A 23,965-nucleotide genomic window follows, 5' to 3' on the forward strand; every position below is an offset into this window, starting at 1 on the left:
ATGAAGAAGTTTTCAAAAAAACAATGGATTAAATTCAGCATAGCAGCCATCCTCTATCTGCTTTTTACGCTCTGGATGCAAAATGCGTGGTTGCTGCTCGGCCTGATCGTGCTGGTCGATATCTTCCTTACCCAATATATTCCCTGGGGAGCCTGGAAACGGACTAAGAACCCACAAGTGCGCAACGTACTGGAATGGGTGGACGACATCCTGTTTGCACTGATTGCTGTCTACTTTATCAATATTTTCATCTTCCAGAACTACCAGATCCCCAGTTCGTCACTGGAGAAGTCACTCCTGGTAGGCGATTACCTGTTTGTCAGCAAGTTGAGCTACGGACCGCGCGTGCCGAACACGCCGATCGCTTTCCCACTGGTACAGAACACTCTGCCGTTCTTCAACTGCAAGTCTTACTTGGACTGGCCGGAATGGGACTACAAACGGGTGAAAGGTTTCGGACATGTGAAACGGAACGATATCGTCGTGTTCAACTTCCCGGCAGGCGATACGATTGCCATGAAGGTACAGAACCCGGACTATTATTCATTAGTGAAAGATTACGGGCGGGAAGCGATCCTGCTGGACAAAGCCACATTCGGCGATGTCATCTATCGCCCTGTCGACAAGCGCGAGAACTATGTTAAGCGCTGTATCGGTATGCCGGGCGACACGCTCGAAGTCCGCAACAACCAGGTTTACATCGACGGCGTTGCCGCCAAGAACCCGGAAAAGATGCAGCTCAAATATCTCTTGGAGACAAACGGTTCGATGTTGAGCGAAGAACAATTCCGCTTGTTGGACATCAGCAAGGCCGACCGCGCGATGATCGACGGCAACAATAATACGTCCCTGATGGCATTCTTGGGGATCAAGCCGAATGAGAACGGACAATACAATCCGGTTTATCACATCCCGTTGACCAAAAAAGCGTTGGAGACTGCGAAAAAACTTCCGATTGTCAAAAGCGTATTTGTAGAACCGGACACATTCGGTGGCGATACCTATTATCCGGTAGGCTACGAAACCGGCTGGAGCCGCGACAACTACGGACCGATATGGATACCGAAGAAGGGCGCAACAATCCCGCTGACAGAGCGAAATCTGGCTCTCTATAAACGTTGTATTGTCAACTACGAGCATAACAACCTCGAAGTAAAAGACGGAAAAGTCTATATCAACGGCAAGCCGGAGACATCCTATACATTCAAATACGACTATTACTGGATGATGGGCGACAACCGCCACAACAGCGCCGACAGCCGCTCGTGGGGCTTTGTTCCGGAAGACCATATCGTTGGAAAACCGATTATGATCTGGCTGTCTTTGGATAAAGACCGCAGTCTGTTCGACGGTGGCATCCGCTGGAACCGTATGTTCCGCTGGGTACATCCTGACTAAAAATATGAAACAATTCCTGATATCCGCAATCAAATGGTTGGCAATGATCCTCGTCATTGTAGGAATTGTCATGTCCGTCCGCCACTTCTGCGTCGAGTCTTACCGGATATCGACAAATGCGATGGAGGAGGCTTTACACCAGGGCGATTACATCCTGGTAAACAAGTTGCCGCTCGAAGGAAATCCCGGGCGGAACAGAGTTGTCCTGTTTACCAGCCCGCTGTTGAAAGACACTGTAAGCAGTCCCCTCTTCCTGAGCCGTTGTATCGGCATGCCGGGCGACACGATCCTTATCAGCAGCGACGGCTACGAGGTGAACGGAAAACGGCTTCCTCACTCGCCCCGTTCCCTCAGCACCTATTTCATTACCCAAAAGAGTGCGGCCGATTTCCTGAAAGCATTGCAAAAGCTGAATATTCCCGTAAGAGACTGGAAAAGCGAGACGTTCGGCTATTCTCTTTCGCTCACCTCCTTCGAAGAATACCAGCTGCGTGAAGAGCTGACGGAAGAGATGAATATCCATTTCATCCGGAACCAAGTAGCGCCCTATAAACTGGTTCTCCCGCGAAAAGACCGGGCCTACCGCCTGGACGAGGCAGCCCTCACCGCCTGCAAGGAAGCGATCCGGGCACAGGCCGGCGACAAAGCTGTCTTTCGCGACGGTAAGCTCTATCTGGATGGACGGGAGACGACGTTCTTCTTCTTCGACCAGGATTATTACTGGATGCTTTCCGACAACGTGAACGAATCGGTAGACTCCCGGCACCTGGGCTTTATCCCCCGCGACCATATCATCGGAAACGCCTGGTTCTGCTGGTTCAGTGCCGATAAACAACGAATCTTTAAACCCGTACATTGATGCAATCCGCCTATATTTCAACGACCTATCTGGGCCCTGTCCAGCAATATTGCAAGCTGCTCCAATACCCAGAAATACGTTTGGAGACTGCTGAAAACTACCTGAAGCAGACCTATCGTAACCGCTGTACCATCGCCGCCGCCAACGGGCCTCTCGCCCTGTCCGTCCCCATCGTAAAGCCGGACAGCCTGAAATGCCCGACCAAAGATATCCGCATCTCGGATCACGGCAACTGGCGCCACCTGCACTGGAACGCGCTGGTATCGGCCTACAACATGAGCCCCTTCTTCGAATATTACGAAGAAGACTTCGCCCCTTTTTACCAAAAGAAATATGATTTCCTGTTCGATTACAACGAAGAACTGCGCGGATTGATTTGCCGCCTGTTAGACATACAGCCGAACATCATCTGCACGGAAGAATACCTGCCGGACGTCGAGCACGACTTCCGCGAAACAATCCGCCCCAAACACGAAGGAGAAGACCCCGAGTTCCGCCCGCAACCTTACTATCAGGTATTCCGGGACAAACACGGCTTCTTGCCGAACATGAGCATCGTAGACTTGCTGTTCAACATGGGACCGGAAGGATTATTAGTGTTGCGGGATTCGATCGAGACAAATATATTGTAGTCAATAATTCAAACCGAACCACCAAAGCGGAAGAATGTTACCGGCCGAAAATTCTATTTGGTCTTTTACGACATATCCTTCCTCTGCATTTTCAATCTGTTTCTTACCTTTGGATTTTCCTCCGACCTCGAATGTCCTCCGACCGATCTGGAAATCAGAAATAGAAGACGATATGACAGGATTCTTCACTCTAACCTGATTCAAAAAAAATGTCTCACGCAGATTTCCAACATTCACCTCATTCTCTGCAAGAGCATAAATCAAATTCGTGTTGTCAAGATATACCTTTTCTATTTTGCCGAGACCTCTGACTCCTCCTGTATCATCCCGCAATTGGGCTATCATACCGGCATCTTCGATATAGAGGAAATAGTCGGACATTTGATTACGACCGGCTCCAATCATTTCGGCCAATTTACTCATATTAGGCTTGAAAGGAACGCTTTTAGCTATTATAGCGAGCAGTTTTTTAAACTTACGCCCCATAGAAGCCGGCATATCTGCAAATATCGGGATATCGTTTTCCAGCGTCAAGTTGATAATCTGCCGCAGCTTTTCTTCAAAACTGTTTTCTTTTGCAAAAGGATAATAGCCGCGTTTCAGATAGTCTTCGAAGTAGAGTAGCGGTGTTTTCAAGTTTGTTTCCTCCGGCAACCTGTTGACTATTTCATCCAATGAAAAAGCCGGAACCGGAATATGCTGAAAAAGTGCAAGGTATTCACGGAAAGAAAGTCCATACAAGTGATAGACAACAGCTCTCCGGCTCAAGTCGGAAGCTCCCTTGTTCAAATCCAATACAGAAGAACCGGAAAAGACTACCTTCAATTCGCTATAATAATCATATATGAGCTTCAGTTCTTTTGACCAATCTTTATATTTATGTATCTCGTCAATGAACAAGTAATGCATTCCCCTCTGCACCAATTTTTCAGCAAGATCCAACAGTTTGTGTTCACTGAAATAAATATCATCAGCATTCACATAAAGCACATCGTCTGCCTCCAACTCTTTTTTAATATACTGCAGCATCAAAGTCGTTTTACCGACACCTCGCGGTCCTCTGATACCGACAATACGGTTATTCCAGTCTATCTCATGATAAAGATAGCGGTAAAAACTTGTATCCGTTTCGCGGAGTAATTTCTTGTAAATTCTGATTAGATTGTCCATATAATTATGCTTTGTGACAAAGATAACAAAAAAATGCACTTGACAAGTGCATTTTAGTATTATATTTGCACTTGACAAGTGCAGGACCAGAGAACAGGAGGTTCAAAACTTTTTATCATTGACTTGTACGGAAAAAAGATCGCAAGGAAAGGTAATGCTTACTTTTGTACAACAAACCTTATTTATTACCTTGATATGAACTATTTGTACTTGATCGATTTGCTCTTCCAGGATTAATCTTTATCTTTGTATCGAAGACCTTAGAATTAATATTATGCATTTCAAAGCAATCTTGTCAATAACAATAATTTGTCTTATTACCATCTCAAGGAGTGGCATCGCACAACCGGTATCTGCCAACATCGAGACAATGTTGAACCAGCTGGATTCCCTTCTGGCTCAAAAAGATAAGTTCGTCGCTATGAAAGCCAATAAGATAGAAGAGTTGAGAAAGATGAAGAGGAAGGCGATAACCGAAGAAGAAGAATTCTGGCTCAACAAACTTTTTTATGACGAATACATGGTTTATGACAGCGATTCCGCCTTGGCCTACATTTATAAAAACTTAGAAATAGCCTCTCATTTAAACAACCCGAAATGGGCTGCGCAATGGAAAATAGAACAGGCATTTATCTATACGGCCACCGGTTTCCTGAAAGAAGCGCTGGACGTCCTGCAGGAGATAAAAGCGGATGAACTACCGCCCCTTTTGAGAACCGATTATTACGGACAAATGATGTATCTTTATTCCCACTATGGACAATATTCAGGAGATAACTCACAACAAAGCGAATCGTATTACGCCAAAGAGAGATCGTACCGCGACTCTGTCTTCATCCATACGACCGATAATCACCCGCTCTACTTATGGTACAAAGGATGGCAATATTACGGGACACCCGAGGCCGGTAAAGTGATCGAACTTTTAAGACAGACACTGGCCACGTCTCCGTTCGACACAAGAAGGGATGCAATGAACGCTTATATCCTGTCTCTGTTATACCGGGAGAACGGTAACGAAGAAGAGTATCTTCGTTACCTCATTTTATCAGCAGTCGCTGATATCCGGTCGGCCAATCATGACATCGCTTCATTAGAGGAATTGGGCAAGATTCTATATGAAAAAGGAGACATAGACCGCGCCTATTCTTACCTTAACTATTGCTTAGGATGCGTACAACTGTACAAAAACAGGATACGCATGATCAGCCTTTCTTCCGTACTGGATACGATCCATAAAACATATGAACAACGCAACAAGATACAAGAGGCCAAACTGCACCAATATCTGTTTTTGGTAAGTCTGCTTTCCCTAATCTTATTGGCCGCCATCCTGTTCATCCGCATTCAGATCAGAAAAGTCAAAGAATCAAGGAGAAATCTGAACGAAATGAATCAAGTTCTAAACAAGCATGTGATAGAACTGGAAGAAGCCCAAAAGCAATTGGCCGATGCGAACCGGCAGCTCCAGCTGTTAAACAGCCAGCTTCAAGAAACCAATACCGAGCTGACGGAATCGAACTATGTCAAAGAAGAATATATCGGTTATATATTTAATATCTGTTCCAACTATATCAGCAAACTGGATGAATATAGAAAGAACATAAACCGGAAAGTTAAAACCGGAATGGTAGACGAAGTGAAGAAGATGACGGACGTACCTTCTTTCATCTCCAATGAACTGAAAGAGTTTTATCGCAATTTCGACGCTATCTTCCTTCATATTTATCCCGACTTTGTATCCGATTTCAACTCATTGCTGCAACCGGACAAACAAATCGTTTTGAAAGAAGGGGAATTGCTGAACACCGAACTGCGGATTTATGCCTTGGTCCGTCTTGGAATCAGCGACAGCGTGAAGATTGCCGAGTTTCTCCACTGTTCTCCGCAAACAGTGTACAACAGCCGGTTAAAAACACGCAGTAAATCGATTATTCCTAAAGAACAATTTGCAGAAACCGTAAAAGCATTAGGAAAAATAAAGAATTGAGCATCATCAAACATTCCTTTTAGCCTGTCGAATACTTACTTTTTTCATCTGCACAAAAACCACATATAATTAATTATCAACAATATACCACACACTCCAACTTACTTTTTTTACTTACCGACATATTGAAGCCGGCAAGAGTCATTTTACTTTTGCCAACACAAAACAATATTAATTTAGTTCGTTAACTTTAAAATGTATTCAGCATGAAAAACATTTTTTTAAGTAAAGGATTTCATAGAGGAATAGTGCCTCTATTGTTCCTCTTGTTATTCCCCGCATTCATATATGCGCAGAAAGTAACGGTCAGTGGCCAGGTAAAAGACGTGCAAGGGGAACCGATCATCGGTGCCAATGTAGTTATTAAAGGGACAACCATTGGCGTAATCACAGACCTGGACGGCATGTTCAGTATTCCCGATGTGGAAACCGGCGCAACAATCGATATTTCCTATATCGGTTACCTGCCGCAATCATTCATTGTGAAAGACATGAAACCGCTGTCTGTCACCTTAAAAGAAGATACACAAGCTCTTGAAGAAGTTGTCGTTATCGGTTACGGTGTCCAGAAAAAGAGCGTGGTAACGGCTTCCATAGCCAAAGTTGGTTCTGAAGAACTGGCTCAGACGGCTCCCGTCCGCGTGGATAACGCATTGAAAGGTCTGGCTGCCGGTGTACAGGTAACCACACAGAACGGCCAGCCGGGTACAGGTTCAGTCATCCGTGTTCGCGGAACAGGAACCATCAACACGGCCGATCCTCTTTATATCGTAGACGGCATGCCGATCAGTGGCGGCATCGATAACATTAACCCTGCCGACATAGCTTCTATAGAAGTATTGAAAGATGCCGCTTCAGCTGCCGTGTATGGTTCCCGTGCCGCCAACGGCGTAGTTTTGGTTACAACCAAGCAAGGTGCGATCGGTAAAGTGAGAGTTTCTTACGATTTCTCGTATGGCTGGCAGTCCGCCTGGAAAAAACGCAGTATGCTGAATGCCTCCGAATATGCGACGCTGATGAACGAAGCACAGCAGTATTCCAACGGTACCGACCGCTTTGCAGACACAAATCTGGGCGTAGGCACAAACTGGCAGGATGTATTGTTTAACGACGGAGCTCCCGTGCAGAACCATCAGTTAAGCGTCAGCGGTGCAAACGAAAAAGTAAGCTACTATTTTTCAGCCGGCTATTATAACCAGGAAGGTATTATCGGTGGAAACTACGACCGCTCCAACTACGAACGTCTTTCATTCCGCAGCAATACCCTTTATAACCTGTTCGACGAGACGAAAAACCGTAACTGGTTGAACAAAATGACCATCGGAGTCAATATGTCTTATTCCCGCATAAACAGCATCGGGGTCAGCGCCGGTAACCTGACAGGTTCTCCGTTGGGAGACGCTCTTTTCATGGATCCGACAATGGAAGTCTACGCACAGGATGAAGACCATGTAAACGGCTATACGGCAGATATCCGTAGCAAGTACGGCGATCCCGTACGTGACCAACTCACCGGACAGGTATTGCAGATTCCGGAAAACTTCAACGAAATCACAAACCCGCTGGGCCGTATGTCCGCACAACCCGGAACAAAAAACAATTCGGATAAGATCATCGCCAACCTGACCGCCGAACTGGGCATCTGGGATAATCTGAAGTATAAATTCTCTTGGGGTTCGGACCTCGCATTTTGGGGAGCCGACAGTTGGAATCATCCTTATTATTTAGGCAGGAACTGTAATCAATCCATTGCCGACGGACGTTCCAGCGTTACATCCGAGATGAATCGCGGTTATACCTGGCAGATTGAAAATGTGTTGACTTACGACAAAACAATCAGCCAGCATACTTTTAATGTGGTATTGGGACAATCGGCCGAACGCAACGCAGGCCGCCAGCTGTACGGGATGGCAAAAGATTTGATTGCCTACATGGACGACAAGGCCAATATCGACTTTACGACCTCCCTGCCGAATAACGGGAACCGGAATACGGAAGGCGGATTGACCGACCCGCACTCTTTGGCTTCCTATTTCGGACGTTTAAGCTACAACTTCGCAGAACGTTATATGTTGCAGCTGACTGTACGCCGGGATGGTTCATCACGCTTCGGTGAAAACAACAAGTGGGGTACTTTCCCTTCTGTTTCTTTAGGATGGAATTTAACAAACGAGCCGTTTATGGAAAAGCGTCCTGATTGGCTGACGAATACGAAGGTACGTCTCTCCTGGGGTAAGAATGGTAATGAGGCCATCGGTAACTTCCGCTACACAGCCAACGTGTCGATGAACAACAACTATCCTTTCGGTGCTTACGGCAGAGGTGAACAGATCATAATGGGTTCCAAGCCTTCAGGCACCCCCAATGCGGATCTGATGTGGGAAGAATCGGAACAATATGATGCCGGTATCGATTTCGGCTTCCTCGGTAATGCGCTGACCTTTACGGTCGACTACTACCAAAAGAAGACCAACGGCATGCTGAAAGAAATGGCAATCCCTAACTATCTGGGTGAATCGAAGCCTTGGGGTAATGTCGGTTCAATGAAAAACGAAGGTGTAGAGTTTGAAGTCGGTTACAAATACAGCCACAAGGACTTCCGCTTCGGAGTCAGCGCCAATGTATCTTATCTGAAGAACAAACTGGTAGACTTAGGAACGGCTGACGGTTTCGAAATGATGGACCAGGTACACATCCTGGGGAATGTCGGCCGTGCTGAAAACGGTATGCCTTATCCTTACTTCTACGGTTATAAGACAGCCGGCATTTTCCAGAACCAGGCAGAAATCGATGCTTACACGAACAGCAAGGGAGAAAAATTGCAGCCGCTTGCCGTCCCTGGTGATGTAAAATTCGTAGACTTGGACGGAAATGGTACGATCGACGATGAAGATAAAACCATGATCGGTAAAGGTACTCCGGATTGGACCTTCGGTTTGAATCTGACTGCTGCTTATAAGGATATTGACTTTTCAATGTTATTTTCCGGCTCATTGGGACAGGATATTATGGACGTAACCCGTCGCTTGGATGTATCTGCCGTAAATGTACCTCAGGAATTTATGGATCGTTGGCACGGAGAAGGTACTTCCAATATGATGCCTCGCTTCTGTTATCCAGGTGATGATATGAACGGCAACTGGAAAAAAGTATCTGATTTATATGTGCACAACGGCAGTTTCGCCCGTATCAAGAATATGCAGATCGGCTACACGCTGCCGAAGAACCTGACACGCAAATTCTTTGTCGACAGACTTCGTTTGTATGTCGCTGCCGAGAACCTGTTGACATTGACCTCCTATAAGGGCTTGGATCCGGAAATAAACGCCAAAGACGCTGCCGGAGACAAATCAAACGGTATCGACCGCGGCTACTATCCGCAAGCCCGTACATTTACAGTTGGCTTGAATCTTAATTTCTAATAATTTAAAAAATAGAATCGATATGAAAAAGAATAAATTATATACTTTTGTTGCTACCACAATACTTGCAACGGGACTTGTTTCGTGTGGAGACAGTTTCTTAACCGAAGAACCGGCAAGCAGCGTACCCATCACTGGCTATTATACCGATGATGCAAAAATGGTCGAAGCAATGGCGGCCGCTTATGATCCGATGCAGTGGTTCGACTACTACAATGGTTGGTTTCCTTTGAATCTGGCCTGGGACGCAGGAAGCGATGATATTTATCCGGGTGGAGGCGACACTTCCGACCAAGGTTATCTTCATGAAATCTCCTGGTATGGCTGTAGCCCTACCAATGATATAAAGGGAGCATGGACCGTAGCCTACTCCGGCATAAACCGCTCCATCCGTTTAATGGATAATGCGGAAGCCGCGAATATTTCCGAAGCAGACAAAAAAGCTTACAATGCGGAAGGACGGGTATTGCGCGATTGGTACTATCTGGTATTGTGGAAAACGTGGGGAAATGTTCCTTTCTATACAGAGAACCTGACATTCCCGTATATCGCAGAACAGTTGAAAGCCGATGAGGTATATAATAATATGGTAACCGACCTGGAAGACGTATTGGCATCCAATATCCTCCCGATGAAACGCGATCTCGCGTGGGCAGGCCGGATGACTCAGGCTGCCGCTGCCATGATTTATGCCGATTATGTTATGTATCAGAAAGATGAAAGCCGTTATTCAAAGGCATTGGGCTATATGAAAGATATCATTGCTTCCGGCCAGTATAAACTGGTTACGGACTACGATGACCTGTTCGCCTATGCAACGGAATGGTCCGATGAAATCATCCTTGATATCAACTACATCTCTGCCGGCGGTAAACGCGGCTGGGGCAATGCCGGTGCTTGCGGCGGTACTGTCATTCCTGCCATGATCGGTGTGGATGGATTGAATTATGTCGGCGGTTTGGATACGGGACATGGCCCGTACACTGAGTTTGAAGGCGGCTGGGGCTTCTGTGTCATCACGAAGGATGCCTATGATGCTTTCGAGCCGGGAGATATCCGCCGTGATGTTGCAGTATTGAATATTGACACTTACCAGGAAGAAATGATGAACAAAGGAATTGCAGTGAACTATACGGGCCGTTACCAGAATACCGGTTATTTCCTGCGCAAATATTTAGGCCGTCCGGGTGGTAAAGCCGACCAGGCAGGCGATGCAGACTTGAACTGGGAAAACAATTTCCACCTGTACCGTTATGCAGAAACACTGTTGAATGCGGCAGAACTGGCATGGCGTACAAATTCGGGAGAAGCGCAAAGCTATTTCGATCAGGTACGCGACCGTGCAGGTTTAGGTTCCAAGGCTATTTCCGAAGAAGCTATCATGCAGGAACGCCGTGTAGAATTGCTCGGTGAAGGTAAGCGATACTTCGACTTGATCCGTTTCGGCAAGGCATCGACAGTCTTAACACCGGGTGGCGGCGCCATCTATGAGACAAAAGACGAGCACCGTTATGTTTATACTGACGGGACCATCACGGATGAAAAGAAGAAAGGTGAAGTCAAAACGGATGAAAACGGCAAGCCGATAAATCTCGCGATTGGCGGAACACTGAAATGGACGGAAAGAGGCAAGGCTATTCCACAGCGCCCGCAATGGACGGAAAACAAGAAATACCTGCCGATTCCCCAGATTGAAATAGAATCTTCGCATGGAGCAACCGTACAGAATCCATATTAATTGATTAAACAACATGGGGATATCCACAGAATAAATTCTTAGGATATCCCCTTTTATTATATGATACCATGAATAAAGTTTGGATTTCATTTTTATGCATCTTCTGCACTTGCGGACTATTTGCCGCACCGGAAGAAACAGAGAAAGTTCCGCAGGGCTACACCTTAATTTGGCAAGACGAGTTCAACGACGCTTCTTCATTGCCGGATCCTGCGAAATGGTGGTATGAAAGCGGCGGTCACGGTTGGGGCAACCACGAACTGCAAACCTATGTGGAAGGTTTCCGGGGTACTGATACCTGCGCGGTGGTAAGCGACGGCACGCTAAAGATAATCCTCAAAAAAGCAGGTGATGACGTTTATTCCATCCGTATGAATACGTACGAAAGCTGGACATACGGCTATTTCGAAGCCCGTATGAAGCTTCCGGCAGGGAAAGGCACCTGGCCCGCTTTCTGGATGATGCCAAAGAACGGCAAGACGTGGCCCGGTGACGGTGAAATAGACATCATGGAGGAAGTAGGATACGACCCCAACGTCGTACATTCCACCATCCACTGCGAAGCCTACAACCACCGGAAAAATACGCAAAAAGGCAAGAACATACTTGTACCTGCAGCCCAGTCGGATTTCCATGTCTATGCTGTCGAATGGACGGAAGACATCATCAAAGGCTATGTCGACGGAGAATGTTACTTTACTTTTGAAAACGACAAAACCGGCAACAAAGACACCTGGCCTTTCAACACGCCTTTCTACCTGAAACTGAATCTGGCCTGGGGTGGCGACTGGGGAGGTGCGAAGGGTATAGACGAAACAGCGCTTCCCACTGTCTTTGAAATAGATTACGTACGTGTATATCAAAAAAAATAATCCATGAATATAAAACGATTATCTGCCTGCTTGTTGCTTTTGCCTCTTTTATCGTGCGCAGAACCTCAAGAGGCTAAAGAAGGAGATGTTGAAAGCCGGGTAGACGCTTTGCTAAAGCAAATGACCTTGCAGGAAAAGATCGGCCAGATGAACCAGTTAAGTCCTTTTGGTGGCATCGAAGAAATGGCAGGGCTGATCAAGGAAGGAAAAGTAGGTTCGTTGCTGAACCTGACCGATCCTGGATTGGTGAATAAGGCACAGGAAATAGCCGTAAAAGAGTCCCGCTTAGGAATACCACTTTTGATGTCGCGGGATGTCATCCATGGCTATAAAACAATCTTCCCGATTCCTTTGGGACAAGCGGCCACTTTCAATCCTCAAATAGCAAAAGACGGAGCCAGGGTAGCGGCTATCGAAGCATCGGCCGACGGAATCCGTTGGACATTTGCCCCAATGATCGACGTATCGAGGGATGCACGCTGGGGACGTATGGCGGAAAGTTGCGGGGAAGATCCCTACCTGTCTGCCGTGATGGGAACTGCAATGGTAATGGGGTTCCAGGGCGATTCCTTGAATGACCCCACATCCATGGCTGCCTGTGCCAAGCATTTTGTCGGCTATGGAGCTGTAGAAAGTGGAAAAGACTATAACTCGACATTCATCCCGGAACGCGTGTTGCGCAACGTCTATTTTCCTCCTTTCGAGGCGGTTGCCAAGGCAGGATGCGCGACGTTTATGACCTCGTTCAACGATAACGACGGAGTCCCTTCCACGGCAAACAAATTCATTTTAAAAGATGTACTCCGGAAAGAATGGAACTACGACGGCATGGTGGTGACAGACTGGGCCTCAGCAGCAGAAATGATCGCACACGGCTTCTGCAAAGATGAGAAAGAAGCAGCTGAAAAAGCGATCAATGCCGGCGTAGATATGGATATGGTAAGCAGCGTCTTCATTCATAACATGGAGGCATTGGTGAAAGAGAAGAAGGTTTCGGAAGCCACAATAGACGATGCTGTCCGCAACATCCTGCGGTTGAAATTCAGGTTAGGGTTATTTGAGAACCCATATGTGGACGCCGACCAATCGGTAAAATATGCAGAAGACCATTTGGCTAAGGCCAAGGAAGCCGCCATCCAATCGGCTATCCTGTTGAAAAACGACAAACAGACTTTGCCTCTGACAGATAAGATCCGCACGATCGTCGTAACAGGCCCGCTGGCGGATGCCCCGCATGACCAGCTGGGAACATGGGTTTTCGACGGGGAAAAGGAACATACCCAGACACCGTTGAAAGCATTGCAGGAAATGTATGGCGACAAAATACGGATTGTCTACGAACCGGGACTCGCCTACAGCCGCGACAAACAGCGCGAAGGCATCACGAAAGCAGTTGCCGCCGCCCGGAACGCCGATATCGTATTGGCCTTCGTTGGCGAAGAAGCCATCCTTTCAGGAGAAGCGCATTCTTTAGCCGATTTGAATTTGCAGGGAGCACAGGCTGACCTAATCTCCGTCCTGTCACAAACCGGCAAACCCGTCGTGACAATCGTCATGGCCGGTCGGCCACTGACAATTGGAAAGCAGGTGGAAGAATCAGCAGCCGTCCTCTACTCGTTCCACCCCGGCACAATGGGTGGTCCGGCCTTGGTCGACCTGCTGTTCGGAACAGCTGTCCCAAGCGGAAAAACTCCGGTTACCTTCCCTAAAATGACAGGACAGTCACCTATATATTACGCGCATCATCACACAGGACGCGCTCCGAGCGAGCAGGAAATCCTTATAGATGAAATACCTTTGGAGGCCGGACAAACATCGTTAGGCTGCACCTCTTTCTATATGGATGCCGGCTTCGGCCCTTTATTCCCGTTCGGATACGGACTGAGTTATACGACTTTCCAATACGACCGGATAAACATCTCCGCAGATAAACTGAAGACAACCGATACACTGATTGCCAGCGTCGACATTACAAACACCGGGAAATATGCCGGAACAGAAGTCGTACAGCTTTACATACAGGATAAAGTCGGTTCCGTCACCCGTCCGGTTAAAGAGCTGAAAGGGTTCAAGCGCGTCGACCTGCAACCCGGGGAAAAACAGACTGTCACGTTCTCTCTTCCTGTCAGCGAACTGGCATTCTGGAATATCGATATGCAAAAAGTCGTCGAACCGGGCGATTTCACCATTTGGTTAGGCACGAACAGCCAGGAAGGGCTTTCTGCCGATTTCGAAGTTATTAATTAAGTAATCAGAGATGAACATGAGAAATATTATAATTTACGCATTACTGATCATAGGATGTTTAGTTGCGTGCCAACAGCAAACACAGCAAGAGCCGACAATTACGCCTGCGCCCGAATCCTTCATCCGCATAGACGGACAGAATCTCATCCTTCCGAATGGAAGCAAGTTCCTGATAAAAGGGACGAACTTAGGCAACTGGCTGAATCCGGAAGGATATATGTTCGGATTCAACAAGACCAATTCTCCGGGCCGGATCAACCAGATGCTTTGCGAAATGGTCGGACCGGACTTTGTCGCCGAATTCTGGAAACAGTTCAAGGACAACTACATCACCCGGGAAGACATCGAGTTCATTGCTTCCACAGGCGCAAACACCATACGCCTGCCGTTCCACTATAAACTGTTCACGGATGAAGACTATATGGGACTGACCGCAGCGCAAGACGGCTTTGCCCGCATAGACAGTGTCGTCGGCTGGTGCCGGGACAACCATCTTTACCTGATACTGGATATGCACGATGCACCGGGCGGACAGACCGGCGATAACATCGACGACAGCTACGGTTACCCCTGGCTGTTCGACAGCGAACCAAGTCAACAACTGTTTTGCGACATTTGGCGCAAGATAGCCGATTACTATAAGAATGAACCGGTAATCTTAGGATACGAACTGATCAACGAACCGATCGCCCCTTATTTTGAAAACATGGAAGAGCTGAATGCCACGCTGGAACCACTCCACAAACGGGCGGTCGCAGCCATCCGTGAGGTAGACCGCAACCACATCATCCTGTTGGGAGGCGCCCAGTGGAACGGCAATTTCCGTCCCTTCACCGATTCGACTTACGACGACAAGATCATGTACACCTGCCACCGCTACGGGGGAGAAGCGACTCAAGCCGCCATCCAGGAAATCATCGACTTCCGCGACCGGGTGAACCTGCCGATGTATATGGGCGAAATAGGCCACAACCGGGAAGCCTGGATGAACGCTTTCTGCCATGTCATGGAAGAGAACAATATCGGATGGACCTTCTGGCCTTACAAGAAAATAGACAATTCCGCATTTGCCGGCATCAAGGCACCGGAGGACTGGGAAAGTATAGTCGCTTTCTCCGAAGCTCCCCGAAGCACTTACAAAGAAATCCGGGATGCACGGCCAGAACAGGAAAAGGCCAAAGCGACCTTGCTTGAGTTTATCCGGAACAGCCGGATCGAGCAGTGCATCATCCAAAAAGAATATATTCAATCACTCAATCTAAAAGTACGATAACAATATGGATATCATCAAAAGTATAGCTTGTGCGTTCTTATTCCTGCCGGCTCTGGCTAACGCACAACAGCAGGAAGTCCCGGTTTATCTGGACAACAGTAAACCGGTGGAAGAACGGGTGGAAGACGCTCTTTCGCGGCTGACACTCGAAGAAAAGGTTGCGCTGACGCACGCCCAGTCCAAATTCAGTTCGACCGGCGTTCCCCGTCTGGGAATCCCCGAATGCTGGACCACCGACGGCCCGCACGGTATTCGTCCGGAAGTGCTTTGGGACGAATGGGATCAGGCAGGATGGACCAACGACTCGTGTGTGGCCTTCCCGGCCCTCACCTGCCTGGCAGCCTCCTGGGATACGGAAATTGCCCGCCTTTACGGGAAAAGTATCGGTGAAGAGGCCCGTTACCGCAATAAAAATATGCTGCTCGGACCGGGTGTCAACATCTATCGGACTCCGTTGAACGGCCGTAACTTCGAATACATGGGTGAAGACCCCTATCTGGCCGGCCGGATGGTCGTCCCTTACATCCAGGGCGTACAGGCGAACGGCGTTGCTGCCTGTGTCAAGCACTATGCACTGAACAACCACGAAGTGAACCGTCATACTACAAACGTTATCGTCGATGACCGGACTTTATATGAAATCTACCTGCCTGCGTTCAAAGCTGCCGTCACCGAAGGCAAAGCATGGGCCATCATGGGGGCGTACAACCTGTATAAGAACGAGCACAACTGCCATAATCAGTTCTTGCTAAACAACATCCTGAAAGGGGAATGGAAATTCGACGGCGTGGTTGTCTCAGACTGGGGCGGCACGCATGATACCGGGGAAGCCATCCGGAACGGACTGGACATGGAATTCGGCAGTTGGACAAACGGACTTTCGAACGGTTCCAGCAATGCCTATGACAACTATTACCTTGCATTGCCCTATCTGCAACTTATCCGCGAAGGGAAAGTTGGAACCGAAGAGCTGGACAACAAAGTCCGTCGCATTCTCCGTCTGGCTTTCCGCACCAACATGAACCCCCAACGTCCCTACGGCGCCCTTTGCTCGGACGAACACTTCGATGCGGCCCGCCGGATCGGCGAAGCGGGGATCGTCCTCTTGCAGAACCGCGACAACGTATTGCCTATCGACACCGATCAAGCCAAACGTATCCTGGTCGTAGGTGAAAATGCCATCAAGATGATGACCGTCGGAGGCGGTAGTTCATCGCTCAAAGCCAAATATGAACTCTCGCCCCTCGACGGACTCAAGAAACGTATCAACGGCCGTACGGAAGTACTTTACGCCCGCGGCTATGTAGGGGATCCGACCGGCGAATACAACGGAGTAATCACCGGCCAGAATCTTCGGGACGACCGGTCGCCCGAAGCCCTGATCGACGAAGCTGTCGAAATAGCCCGCACAGCCGACTATGTCATCTTTATCGGCGGACTAAACAAAAGCACGGGACAGGACTGCGAAGATTCCGACCGAGCCGGCCTCGCCCTGCCTTACGACCAGGATCGGGTAATCCGTGCCCTCGCCGCAGCCAATAAGAAACTCATTGTCGTAAACATCTCCGGTAACGCCGTTGCCATGCCCTGGCTCAAGGAAGTGCCGGCAGTCGTACAAGCCTGGTATCTCGGAAGCGAAGCCGGAAATGCTCTCGCCTCTATCCTGCTGGGTGATGTCAATCCTTCCGGTAAATTGCCTTTCACCTTCCCCAACGCATTAGAGGAAGTACCTGCTCATAAATTAAACACCTATCCGGGCAAGCCTCGTGAAGACGGCAGCCATATCGTCGACGTGGAATATAACGAAGGACTCTTTGTCGGTTACCGCTGGACGGACAAGGAAAAGATCCGTCCCCTCTTCCCCTTCGGACACGGATTGAGCTATACGACATTCGAATATGGAAAAGTGACGGCAGACAAGAAAGTGATCAAAGCCGGCGAACCGGTCACCTTCACCGTCAGCGTCCGGAATACAGGGAAACGGGAAGGTGCGGAAATCGTGCAACTCTACATCAGCGATAAGAAATCATCCTTGCCCCGTCCGGTAAAAGAGTTGAAGGGTTTCAGCAAAGTACGCCTGCAACGCGGCGAAGCGAAACAGGTCTCCATTACTGTCAACACCGATGCTTTGAGCTTCTTTGACGACAGCAAGCACGAATGGGTAGCCGAACCGGGAGAGTTCGAAGCGCTGATAGGAGCCTCCTCCACTGATATACGCGACCGGATTAAGTTCGAGTTGAAATAAATCGACCAAGGCGTTCCACAAATACCGTTTGTGCCGTACAGGAGTGAACAACCCGGCAAACAGAACGGTTTATGCGGAATGCCTTGTGTTTTTATAAACACCCGTTATTCATGTCACAGCTGTAAAACAAAAGAATGACAACCGTAACACAAAAGGAAGACAGTTGTAACATGAAAAGAATACGGATGTGACATACAATAGAAGAGGGGGAATCAGTTCTTCTTCAACGTGTAATCCGTCACACCCAACGACTCGTATGCCTGGAGCAACGCCTCGTCGTTGTCGGATATCATCAGGAGTTTGTCGTTCTCTTTCAGTTCCGTGTTGCCTTTCGGGATGAAATAGAGGCCGTCGCGTTTCACCATAACGGCCAGCGTATGGTCGGGCAAGGTAAGCTCCATCAGCCTGTTGCCGTGTGCAAGGACGGCCGGGGTAATATCTATTTCGCTCATGGCACTCTTGATCTCTTCCGGCAGTTCGATCCCAAATTCGTTTTTCCGCTCCGGCTCGTCCACCAGCCCAAGCCATTTGGCCGCCTGTGTGACGGTTGTGCCCTGTATCAGGAGGGAAAGGATCGTGATAAAGAAAACCACATTGAAGATCGTGCCGGCATGCTCGATCCCAGCAATCATCGGATAAGTAGCAAAGATGATCGGCACGGCTCCGCGAAGCCCCACCCACGAGATATACAGCTTGCCTTTCACCGAAAAATTCTTGAACGGCAGCAGGCAAAGGAAAACACTCAGCGGACGGGCCACCACAATCATAAAGAAACCCACCGTCAACCCGATCGGCGCTACCGGAAGCAACTCGTGCGGATTAACCAGCAAGCCCAGCGTAAGGAACATCACTATCTGCCACAGCCAGGTGAAGCCATCGAAAAACGTCCTCATACTCTTCTTATGCACAATCTTAGCATTCCCGACCACCAGTCCGGCAATATAAACGGCCAGGTAGCCGTTGCCCTTGCACAGGGTCGTCACCGAGAAGGTGAAAAACGCCGTTGTCAACAACAGGATCGGATACAACGACTCATTGTCGATATCGATATGATTGATAATATACACAGCTAACTTCCCTAACAGGAAACCGGCGACAGCCCCGACGGAAAGCTGGATAATCAGTTGCAACACGGCGTCTTGTAAGTTCATGCCTCCCACCTGGATATAAGCGATCAGAAGAAGCGTCAGCATATAGGCCATCGGGTCGTTACTACCGCTCTCCAACTCGAGCGTCGGCCGCAACCGTTCTTTCAGGTAGACGCCTTTGCTACGCAGGATCGAGAAGACGGAAGCCGAATCGGTTGACGACATGACCGCCGCCAACAGCAAAGACTCTGCAAACGGCAGCGCCTCATATCCGGTCGCAAGGATGGAAATATAGTAGATAAAGCCGCCCGTAATAAACGTCGTAGCCAACACCCCCACCGTCGCCAGGATGATACCCTGCGTCGCAATCGGTTTCACTTCGGACACCTTCGTGTCCATACCACCCGAAAACAGGATGATACTCAACGCCAGCATACCGATGAACTGGGCGATATTCGGATTACTGAATTGTATCCCTAACCCGTCGCTGCCGAACAGCATGCCGACACCTAAAAACAACAACAAAGCGGGAAGCCCGAAACGGAAACCGGCCTTACCGGCAAAAATACTGAAGAAAAGAATGACAGAAGCAATCAGCAAGATTCCTTCCGCACTGTGAAACAATTCGAATTCGTGGAACATAGGCTTATAACGGTTTACTCTTGTAATTTATCACTTCAAAGTAAAGAAAAAATAACGATATGCACAACAGGTTAACACTTAAAAGCCAGTCTTACCGGCTGACTAATAAATATATTCCGTATATTTGTGCTGATAAAATTAACGCTATGATTAAAACAAATCTATTCCTGCTATTGTTCGTTCTCCTCGTGGGAACTTCATGCAACAGACAACGACATTTCATTTCGGACGATACGTTTCGCGCCGAAGTAGAACAGGACTTCCAGGCCAAGAAGGCTGCCCTGCCCAGCGGGGACCTGTTTTCCGTCTTCAACCAATCGATGACACCCGACGAGAAGGAGGCGCTGACCTTCCTTTATGCCTATATGCCGATCGGGGATATTACGGATTACAACGGACAACTCTATCTCGACAATATCCGCAGCTCCTTCCGGGCGCGGGTGGAAATGCCGTGGGGCGACAGTATCCCGGAAGATATATTCCGCCATTTCGTGCTTCCCGTACGTGTCAACAACGAGAACCTCGACGAGAGCCGCATGGTCTTCTACGAAGAGCTGAAAGACCGGGTGAAAGGCCTGTCGCTCTATGACGCCGTACTCGAGGTGAACCACTGGTGTCACGAGAAAGTGATCTATACGCCTTCCGACGCCCGCACAAGCTCGCCGTTAGCCTCCGTCAAGACGGCCTACGGACGTTGCGGCGAAGAGTCGACCTTCACGGTGGCCGCCCTTCGCTCCGTCGGTATCCCGGCACGCCAAGTCTATACGCCGCGTTGGGCGCATACCGACGACAACCATGCCTGGGTGGAAGCCTGGGTGAACGGCAAATGGTACTTCATGGGGGCTTGCGAACCGGAACCGGTGCTCAACTTAGGCTGGTTCAACGGACCGGCCTACCGGGGTATGCTGATGCACACGAAGGTATTCGGCAAATATAATGGCCCGGAAGAGGTCATGGACGTGACCGACGGCTACACTGAAATCAACGTGATCGACAACTACGCCCCGACCGCCAAAGCGACCATCACGGTTGTCGACGCGGACGGCAAACCTGCTGCCGGAGCCGACGTCGAATTCAAGATATACAACTATGCCGAGTTCTACTCCGTAGCCAACAAGAAGGCCGACGCACAAGGCAAGACCTTCCTCTCCGCCGGTAAAGGCGATATGCTGGTATGGGCGACCAAAGACGGCAAGTTCGGCTACAGCAAAGTATCATTCGGAAAAAATGACAACGTGACGATCACGCTCGACAAGAAGCCGGGCGACATCGAAACGGTCACCCTCGACATCATTCCTCCGGTAGACGGCTCCATCGCAGCGGAAGTCACCGACGAGCAGAAAGAGGCCAACGCCAAACGCCTGCACGAAGAGGATGTAATCCGCAATAAATATGTAGCGACCTTCTACACCGAAGAGAAGGCGAAAGCCCTCGCCAAAGAGTTAGGTATCGACCCGCTGAAGACGGCAGATTTCCTGATCGGTAGCCGCGGCAACTGGCGCGAAATCGAGAAGTTCCTGCGCGAAGCCCCGGCGGACAAGCGTCCTATGGCAATGGACCTGTTGAAGGCAATCTCTTCCAAGGACCTGCGCGACACGCCGGCATCCGTCCTGGCCGACCACCTGAACAACACGCCGTCCGTGCAAAGTTCCCTCTTCACCGAGTATATCCTCAACCCGCGTGTGGCAAACGAGTTCCTGACTCCGTACAAGCGGTTCTTCGCCTCCAACATCGAACCCGAGCAGGTGCGAAAGGCAAAGGCCGACCCGCAGGTATTGGTCGACTGGGTGAAGCAGAATATCACGATCAACGACAGCCTGAACCCGCAACGCATCCCTATCATGCCGATGGGCGTATGGAAATCGCGTGTGGCCGACAAAGGCTCCCGCAATATCTTCTTCGTCGCCGTCTGCCGCAGCTTGGGTATCCCGGCACGCATTGAGCCGGTAGCGGGAAAAGTGCAGTATGCCAAAGGCGTGAACTGGGTGGATGTGGACTTTGAAGCAGCCGAACAGACGACAGCCAAGCAGGGCAGGGTAATCGCCTCCTACCAGCCGATCAAGGCCTTGCAGGACCCGAAATATTACAGCCACTTCACCATCGCGAAAGTATTGCCGACCGGCAAGCTGCAAACCCTGAACTTCGAGTCGGGCGACGTAGACATGGGCGGTGGCGACACCTGGAGCGCCTTGCTGAAGAAGCCGCTCTCATTAGACGAAGGTAACTATATGCTCGTAACCGGTACGCGTATGGCAAACGGTAGCGTGCTGGCAGAAATGACTTTCTTCAACGTAGAACCGGGCCAGACAAGCAACATCAAATTAGAGATGCGGGAAAGCGAAGACGACATCCAGGTGATCGATAACTTCAACTCCGAAAACACCTTCAAGCGCGCCGACACGGGCGAAGAGACGAGCCTATTGGCCACCACCGGCCGCGGCTACTACATCGTCGCCATCCTCGGCTCCCGCCAGGAACCGACCAACCACGCCATGCGCGACATCGCCGCCGTCAAGAAGGACCTCGAGGAATGGGGACGCGGCATGGTCTTACTCTTCCCTGACGAGAAAGGCTTCCAGAACTTCGACCCGAAAGAGTTCGGCGACCTGCCCGGCACCATCACATACGGCATCGACACCGACAAAACAATCCAGAAGGAGATCGCCGCCGCCATGAAGCTGCCGAACGCCAACACCCTCCCGATCTTCATCATCGCCGACACCTTCAACCGTGTCGTCTTCGTCTCCCAAGGCTACACCATCGGCCTGGGCGACCAGTTGATGAAGGTGATACATAAGTTGTAAGAGGAGATAACACCCCCGTTCCCGCGCTCGACGCGGGATCGCAAAAGAACAGGCCGTATCAATACTCTTTTGACACGGCCTGTTCTTTTACTTTATATGATCCCCCAAAGACGCCGGGTCCCTGCGAGTATCGAAAAGGGCGACAATATGGATTATCTCTGCTTCGACATAATAGACCAGTTTATAATGACGGTGCACAACCAGGCTTCTGAAATTTTGCGGACGTCCGGCCAAAAGAGGTTCAAGTTCTCCCATATAGGGATTATTTGCCAACCTTAGTTCATTCCCCAATAGCTTTTCATAGAAACGTTCAGCCGCACGTTTACCAAAAGCACAAGCTCCATATTCTAAAACAGAGCCAAGCTCATCACGAGCATCCTCTGCCCATATTACTTGCATAAGAAAGGGAATTTTTCTTCCATTTGTCGATGCACTTCAGCCGAAGTGTAGACACGGCCTTCTGCTATATCTTGGAGTGATTTGTCAATGTGGGCATTCAGCTCTTCTTTCGTAAACTGCAAAGCCGGAATCCCACCGGGCATCAAGTCTTCCTCCTCCCGTCCCAACGTGCGCAGGAAATCCACAGCCCGCGACAGCCGGTCTGTATCAAAGATATTCATAAGCTCGTCGATCGCTTCAAGCTTCAAGCTCGCAACACTCCGGGATGCGGCATAAGAAACCGCCGGTTCAGAGACGCGCTGCGGTTCGCGAGTGTCGTCTTCATCATATTTATAAGGCTTTGTTGTCATACGGAACTCCTTTCTTCTTTAGTTAGTAAATACGTACTGCACACAAAGATATAGCAATAATCCGAGATATCCGCTTAAATCACTATCTTTGCAATCATCATCCATTAATCGGAAGTAATATGACAGCATTAGAGTTACAAACCAGCAAACAAAGCCTTATCGAATCCATTCTTTCCATAGAGGATGCCGAGACGATCGAGAAGGTTAAGAAATACGTTCACCGTATACGCAAGTCGGCTACGGCAAAAACAGAAGACCGTCCAGGCCCTTTAGTCATGACCGATGAAGCATTCAGGGAAACCGTTATCCGCTCGACCCAAGAGTTCCGCAACGGAGGCAAGACCTATACACAAGAAGAGATGCGCAAAATAGCAGAACAATGACCTACACCGTTATCTGGCTCGAAAAGGCAAAGACCGCTTTCGAGCAACAAAAGAACTGGTACCTTAACACTATGGGCAGACATGCCGCTAAAAAGTTTACAGATGCCATATTAAAGGACGCGGACCGCCTGGCGAAGTCCCCTCACCTCGGTCAAATCGAGCCTATATTGGAAGACCTGCCCGAACGCTACCGCTCGTTAGTCTGCGGTAAACACTTTAAGCTTGTATATTTCATAGAAGAGACAACTATCTACATCGTTGCAATACGGGATTGCAGACAATCACCTGGCAAGTTAAGAGAAATCATTTAAGGAAGATGTTCCCTTGTCCCCGCACTTGATGCGGGGCTGCAAAAGAACCGGCCGTGTCAATTCTTCTTTGATACGGCCGGTTCTAATGAGATCCCGCGTCAAGCGCCATAGCCGTCAAGCTAATGTCTCTAAATAGCAAAAA

At 49.0% G+C, this 23,965-nt stretch carries 17 protein-coding genes; 13 read left to right on the top strand and 4 right to left on the bottom strand.

Annotation, left to right across the window (positions count from 1 at the left end):
- Genes lepB (DWW90_RS15530) through DWW90_RS15540 form a run of 3 tightly spaced genes read left to right on the top strand, consistent with a single transcriptional unit; the run spans window position 1 to window position 2,889 of the window.
- Window positions 1-1,398 (top strand): signal peptidase I, encoded by a 1,398-nt coding sequence (gene lepB / locus DWW90_RS15530; protein WP_122345610.1) that lies wholly within the window; start codon window positions 1-3, stop codon window positions 1,396-1,398.
- A gap of 4 nt (window positions 1,399-1,402) precedes the next feature.
- Entirely contained in the window at window positions 1,403-2,257 is an 855-nt protein-coding gene (lepB, locus tag DWW90_RS15535) for a signal peptidase I (RefSeq protein WP_122345611.1), read from the top strand.
- The gene (locus tag DWW90_RS15540) at window positions 2,257-2,889 is read left to right on the top strand and encodes a WbqC family protein (RefSeq protein ID WP_122345612.1); all 633 of its coding nucleotides are present in this window, start codon (window positions 2,257-2,259) and stop codon (window positions 2,887-2,889) included. The genes lepB (DWW90_RS15535) and DWW90_RS15540 overlap by 1 nt, the downstream gene beginning before the upstream one ends.
- On the opposite strand, the gene DWW90_RS15545 is transcribed toward DWW90_RS15540, so the two are convergent.
- Window positions 2,890-4,059, bottom strand: coding sequence for an ATP-binding protein (locus DWW90_RS15545; RefSeq protein ID WP_122345613.1), 1,170 nt, complete (start codon window positions 4,057-4,059; stop codon window positions 2,890-2,892).
- Between the two features lie 274 nt (window positions 4,060-4,333).
- Here DWW90_RS15545 and DWW90_RS15550 point away from each other — a divergent pair, with 274 nt between their 5' ends.
- From DWW90_RS15550 to DWW90_RS15580, 7 genes are all read left to right on the top strand, one after another.
- Window positions 4,334-6,049, top strand: coding sequence for a DUF6377 domain-containing protein (locus tag DWW90_RS15550; RefSeq protein WP_122345614.1), 1,716 nt, complete (start codon window positions 4,334-4,336; stop codon window positions 6,047-6,049).
- 206 nt (window positions 6,050-6,255) lie between these two features.
- On the top strand, window positions 6,256-9,471 hold the full coding sequence (locus DWW90_RS15555; RefSeq protein WP_122345615.1) for a TonB-dependent receptor: 3,216 nt from the start codon (window positions 6,256-6,258) through the stop codon (window positions 9,469-9,471).
- Between the two features lie 22 nt (window positions 9,472-9,493).
- Window positions 9,494-11,209 (top strand): RagB/SusD family nutrient uptake outer membrane protein, encoded by a 1,716-nt coding sequence (locus DWW90_RS15560; RefSeq protein WP_122345616.1) that lies wholly within the window; start codon window positions 9,494-9,496, stop codon window positions 11,207-11,209.
- Window positions 11,210-11,277: 68 nt separating this feature from the next.
- On the top strand, window positions 11,278-12,081 hold the full coding sequence (locus DWW90_RS15565) for a family 16 glycosylhydrolase (protein ID WP_115499294.1): 804 nt from the start codon (window positions 11,278-11,280) through the stop codon (window positions 12,079-12,081).
- 3 nt (window positions 12,082-12,084) lie between these two features.
- The gene (gene bglX / locus DWW90_RS15570; RefSeq protein WP_122345617.1) at window positions 12,085-14,328 is read left to right on the top strand and encodes a beta-glucosidase BglX; all 2,244 of its coding nucleotides are present in this window, start codon (window positions 12,085-12,087) and stop codon (window positions 14,326-14,328) included.
- Window positions 14,329-14,344: 16 nt separating this feature from the next.
- Window positions 14,345-15,601, top strand: a complete 1,257-nt coding sequence (locus DWW90_RS15575; protein WP_122345628.1) for a glycoside hydrolase family 5 protein — start codon at window positions 14,345-14,347, stop codon at window positions 15,599-15,601.
- 4 nt (window positions 15,602-15,605) lie between these two features.
- Window positions 15,606-17,846, top strand: coding sequence for a glycoside hydrolase family 3 C-terminal domain-containing protein (locus DWW90_RS15580; RefSeq protein WP_122345618.1), 2,241 nt, complete (start codon window positions 15,606-15,608; stop codon window positions 17,844-17,846).
- Window positions 17,847-18,058: 212 nt separating this feature from the next.
- Here DWW90_RS15580 and DWW90_RS15585 read toward each other — a convergent pair whose 3' ends face one another.
- Complete coding sequence (locus DWW90_RS15585) at window positions 18,059-19,576, bottom strand: potassium/proton antiporter (RefSeq protein ID WP_115499291.1); 1,518 nt, start codon at window positions 19,574-19,576, stop codon at window positions 18,059-18,061.
- A 146-nt stretch (window positions 19,577-19,722) separates the two neighbouring features.
- Between DWW90_RS15585 and DWW90_RS15590 the strand changes: the two genes are divergently transcribed.
- The gene (locus tag DWW90_RS15590; protein ID WP_199662204.1) at window positions 19,723-22,380 is read left to right on the top strand and encodes a transglutaminase domain-containing protein; all 2,658 of its coding nucleotides are present in this window, start codon (window positions 19,723-19,725) and stop codon (window positions 22,378-22,380) included.
- An 87-nt stretch (window positions 22,381-22,467) separates the two neighbouring features.
- Here DWW90_RS15590 and DWW90_RS15595 read toward each other — a convergent pair whose 3' ends face one another.
- Both DWW90_RS15595 and DWW90_RS15600 read right to left on the bottom strand, forming a co-directional pair.
- Entirely contained in the window at window positions 22,468-22,779 is a 312-nt protein-coding gene (locus DWW90_RS15595; protein ID WP_122345620.1) for a type II toxin-antitoxin system RelE/ParE family toxin, read from the bottom strand.
- On the bottom strand, window positions 22,770-23,129 hold the full coding sequence (locus DWW90_RS15600; protein WP_122345621.1) for a hypothetical protein: 360 nt from the start codon (window positions 23,127-23,129) through the stop codon (window positions 22,770-22,772). Before DWW90_RS15600 ends, DWW90_RS15595 begins: the two co-directional genes overlap by 10 nt.
- 119 nt (window positions 23,130-23,248) lie before the next feature.
- On the opposite strand from DWW90_RS15600, the gene DWW90_RS15605 reads away from it, so the two are divergent.
- Together DWW90_RS15605 and DWW90_RS15610 are read left to right on the top strand one after the other, a co-directional pair.
- On the top strand, window positions 23,249-23,512 hold the full coding sequence (locus DWW90_RS15605; protein WP_122345622.1) for a hypothetical protein: 264 nt from the start codon (window positions 23,249-23,251) through the stop codon (window positions 23,510-23,512).
- Window positions 23,509-23,823, top strand: a complete 315-nt coding sequence (locus tag DWW90_RS15610) for a type II toxin-antitoxin system RelE/ParE family toxin (RefSeq protein WP_122345623.1) — start codon at window positions 23,509-23,511, stop codon at window positions 23,821-23,823. Before DWW90_RS15605 ends, DWW90_RS15610 begins: the two co-directional genes overlap by 4 nt.
- The last annotated feature ends 142 nt before the right edge of the window (window positions 23,824-23,965 follow it).

This window comes from Parabacteroides sp. AF17-28 (assembly GCF_003479205.1).
Taxonomy (GTDB): domain Bacteria; phylum Bacteroidota; class Bacteroidia; order Bacteroidales; family Tannerellaceae; genus Parabacteroides; species Parabacteroides acidifaciens.

What these genes read in the sequence shown, in the direction of transcription:
- lepB (WP_122345610.1), top strand. Translation starts at nt 1, where the DNA reads ATGAAGAAGTTTTCAAAAAAACAATGGATTAAATTCAGCATAGCAGCC.
- lepB (WP_122345611.1), top strand. Translation starts at nt 1,403, where the DNA reads ATGAAACAATTCCTGATATCCGCAATCAAATGGTTGGCAATGATCCTC.
- DWW90_RS15540 (WP_122345612.1), top strand. Translation starts at nt 2,257, where the DNA reads ATGCAATCCGCCTATATTTCAACGACCTATCTGGGCCCTGTCCAGCAA.
- DWW90_RS15545 (WP_122345613.1), bottom strand. Translation starts at nt 4,059, where the DNA reads ATGGACAATCTAATCAGAATTTACAAGAAATTACTCCGCGAAACGGAT.
- DWW90_RS15550 (WP_122345614.1), top strand. Translation starts at nt 4,334, where the DNA reads ATGCATTTCAAAGCAATCTTGTCAATAACAATAATTTGTCTTATTACC.
- DWW90_RS15555 (WP_122345615.1), top strand. Translation starts at nt 6,256, where the DNA reads ATGAAAAACATTTTTTTAAGTAAAGGATTTCATAGAGGAATAGTGCCT.
- DWW90_RS15560 (WP_122345616.1), top strand. Translation starts at nt 9,494, where the DNA reads ATGAAAAAGAATAAATTATATACTTTTGTTGCTACCACAATACTTGCA.
- DWW90_RS15565 (WP_115499294.1), top strand. Translation starts at nt 11,278, where the DNA reads ATGAATAAAGTTTGGATTTCATTTTTATGCATCTTCTGCACTTGCGGA.
- bglX (WP_122345617.1), top strand. Translation starts at nt 12,085, where the DNA reads ATGAATATAAAACGATTATCTGCCTGCTTGTTGCTTTTGCCTCTTTTA.
- DWW90_RS15575 (WP_122345628.1), top strand. Translation starts at nt 14,345, where the DNA reads ATGAGAAATATTATAATTTACGCATTACTGATCATAGGATGTTTAGTT.
- DWW90_RS15580 (WP_122345618.1), top strand. Translation starts at nt 15,606, where the DNA reads ATGGATATCATCAAAAGTATAGCTTGTGCGTTCTTATTCCTGCCGGCT.
- DWW90_RS15585 (WP_115499291.1), bottom strand. Translation starts at nt 19,576, where the DNA reads ATGTTCCACGAATTCGAATTGTTTCACAGTGCGGAAGGAATCTTGCTG.
- DWW90_RS15590 (WP_199662204.1), top strand. Translation starts at nt 19,723, where the DNA reads ATGATTAAAACAAATCTATTCCTGCTATTGTTCGTTCTCCTCGTGGGA.
- DWW90_RS15595 (WP_122345620.1), bottom strand. Translation starts at nt 22,779, where the DNA reads ATGCAAGTAATATGGGCAGAGGATGCTCGTGATGAGCTTGGCTCTGTT.
- DWW90_RS15600 (WP_122345621.1), bottom strand. Translation starts at nt 23,129, where the DNA reads ATGACAACAAAGCCTTATAAATATGATGAAGACGACACTCGCGAACCG.
- DWW90_RS15605 (WP_122345622.1), top strand. Translation starts at nt 23,249, where the DNA reads ATGACAGCATTAGAGTTACAAACCAGCAAACAAAGCCTTATCGAATCC.
- DWW90_RS15610 (WP_122345623.1), top strand. Translation starts at nt 23,509, where the DNA reads ATGACCTACACCGTTATCTGGCTCGAAAAGGCAAAGACCGCTTTCGAG.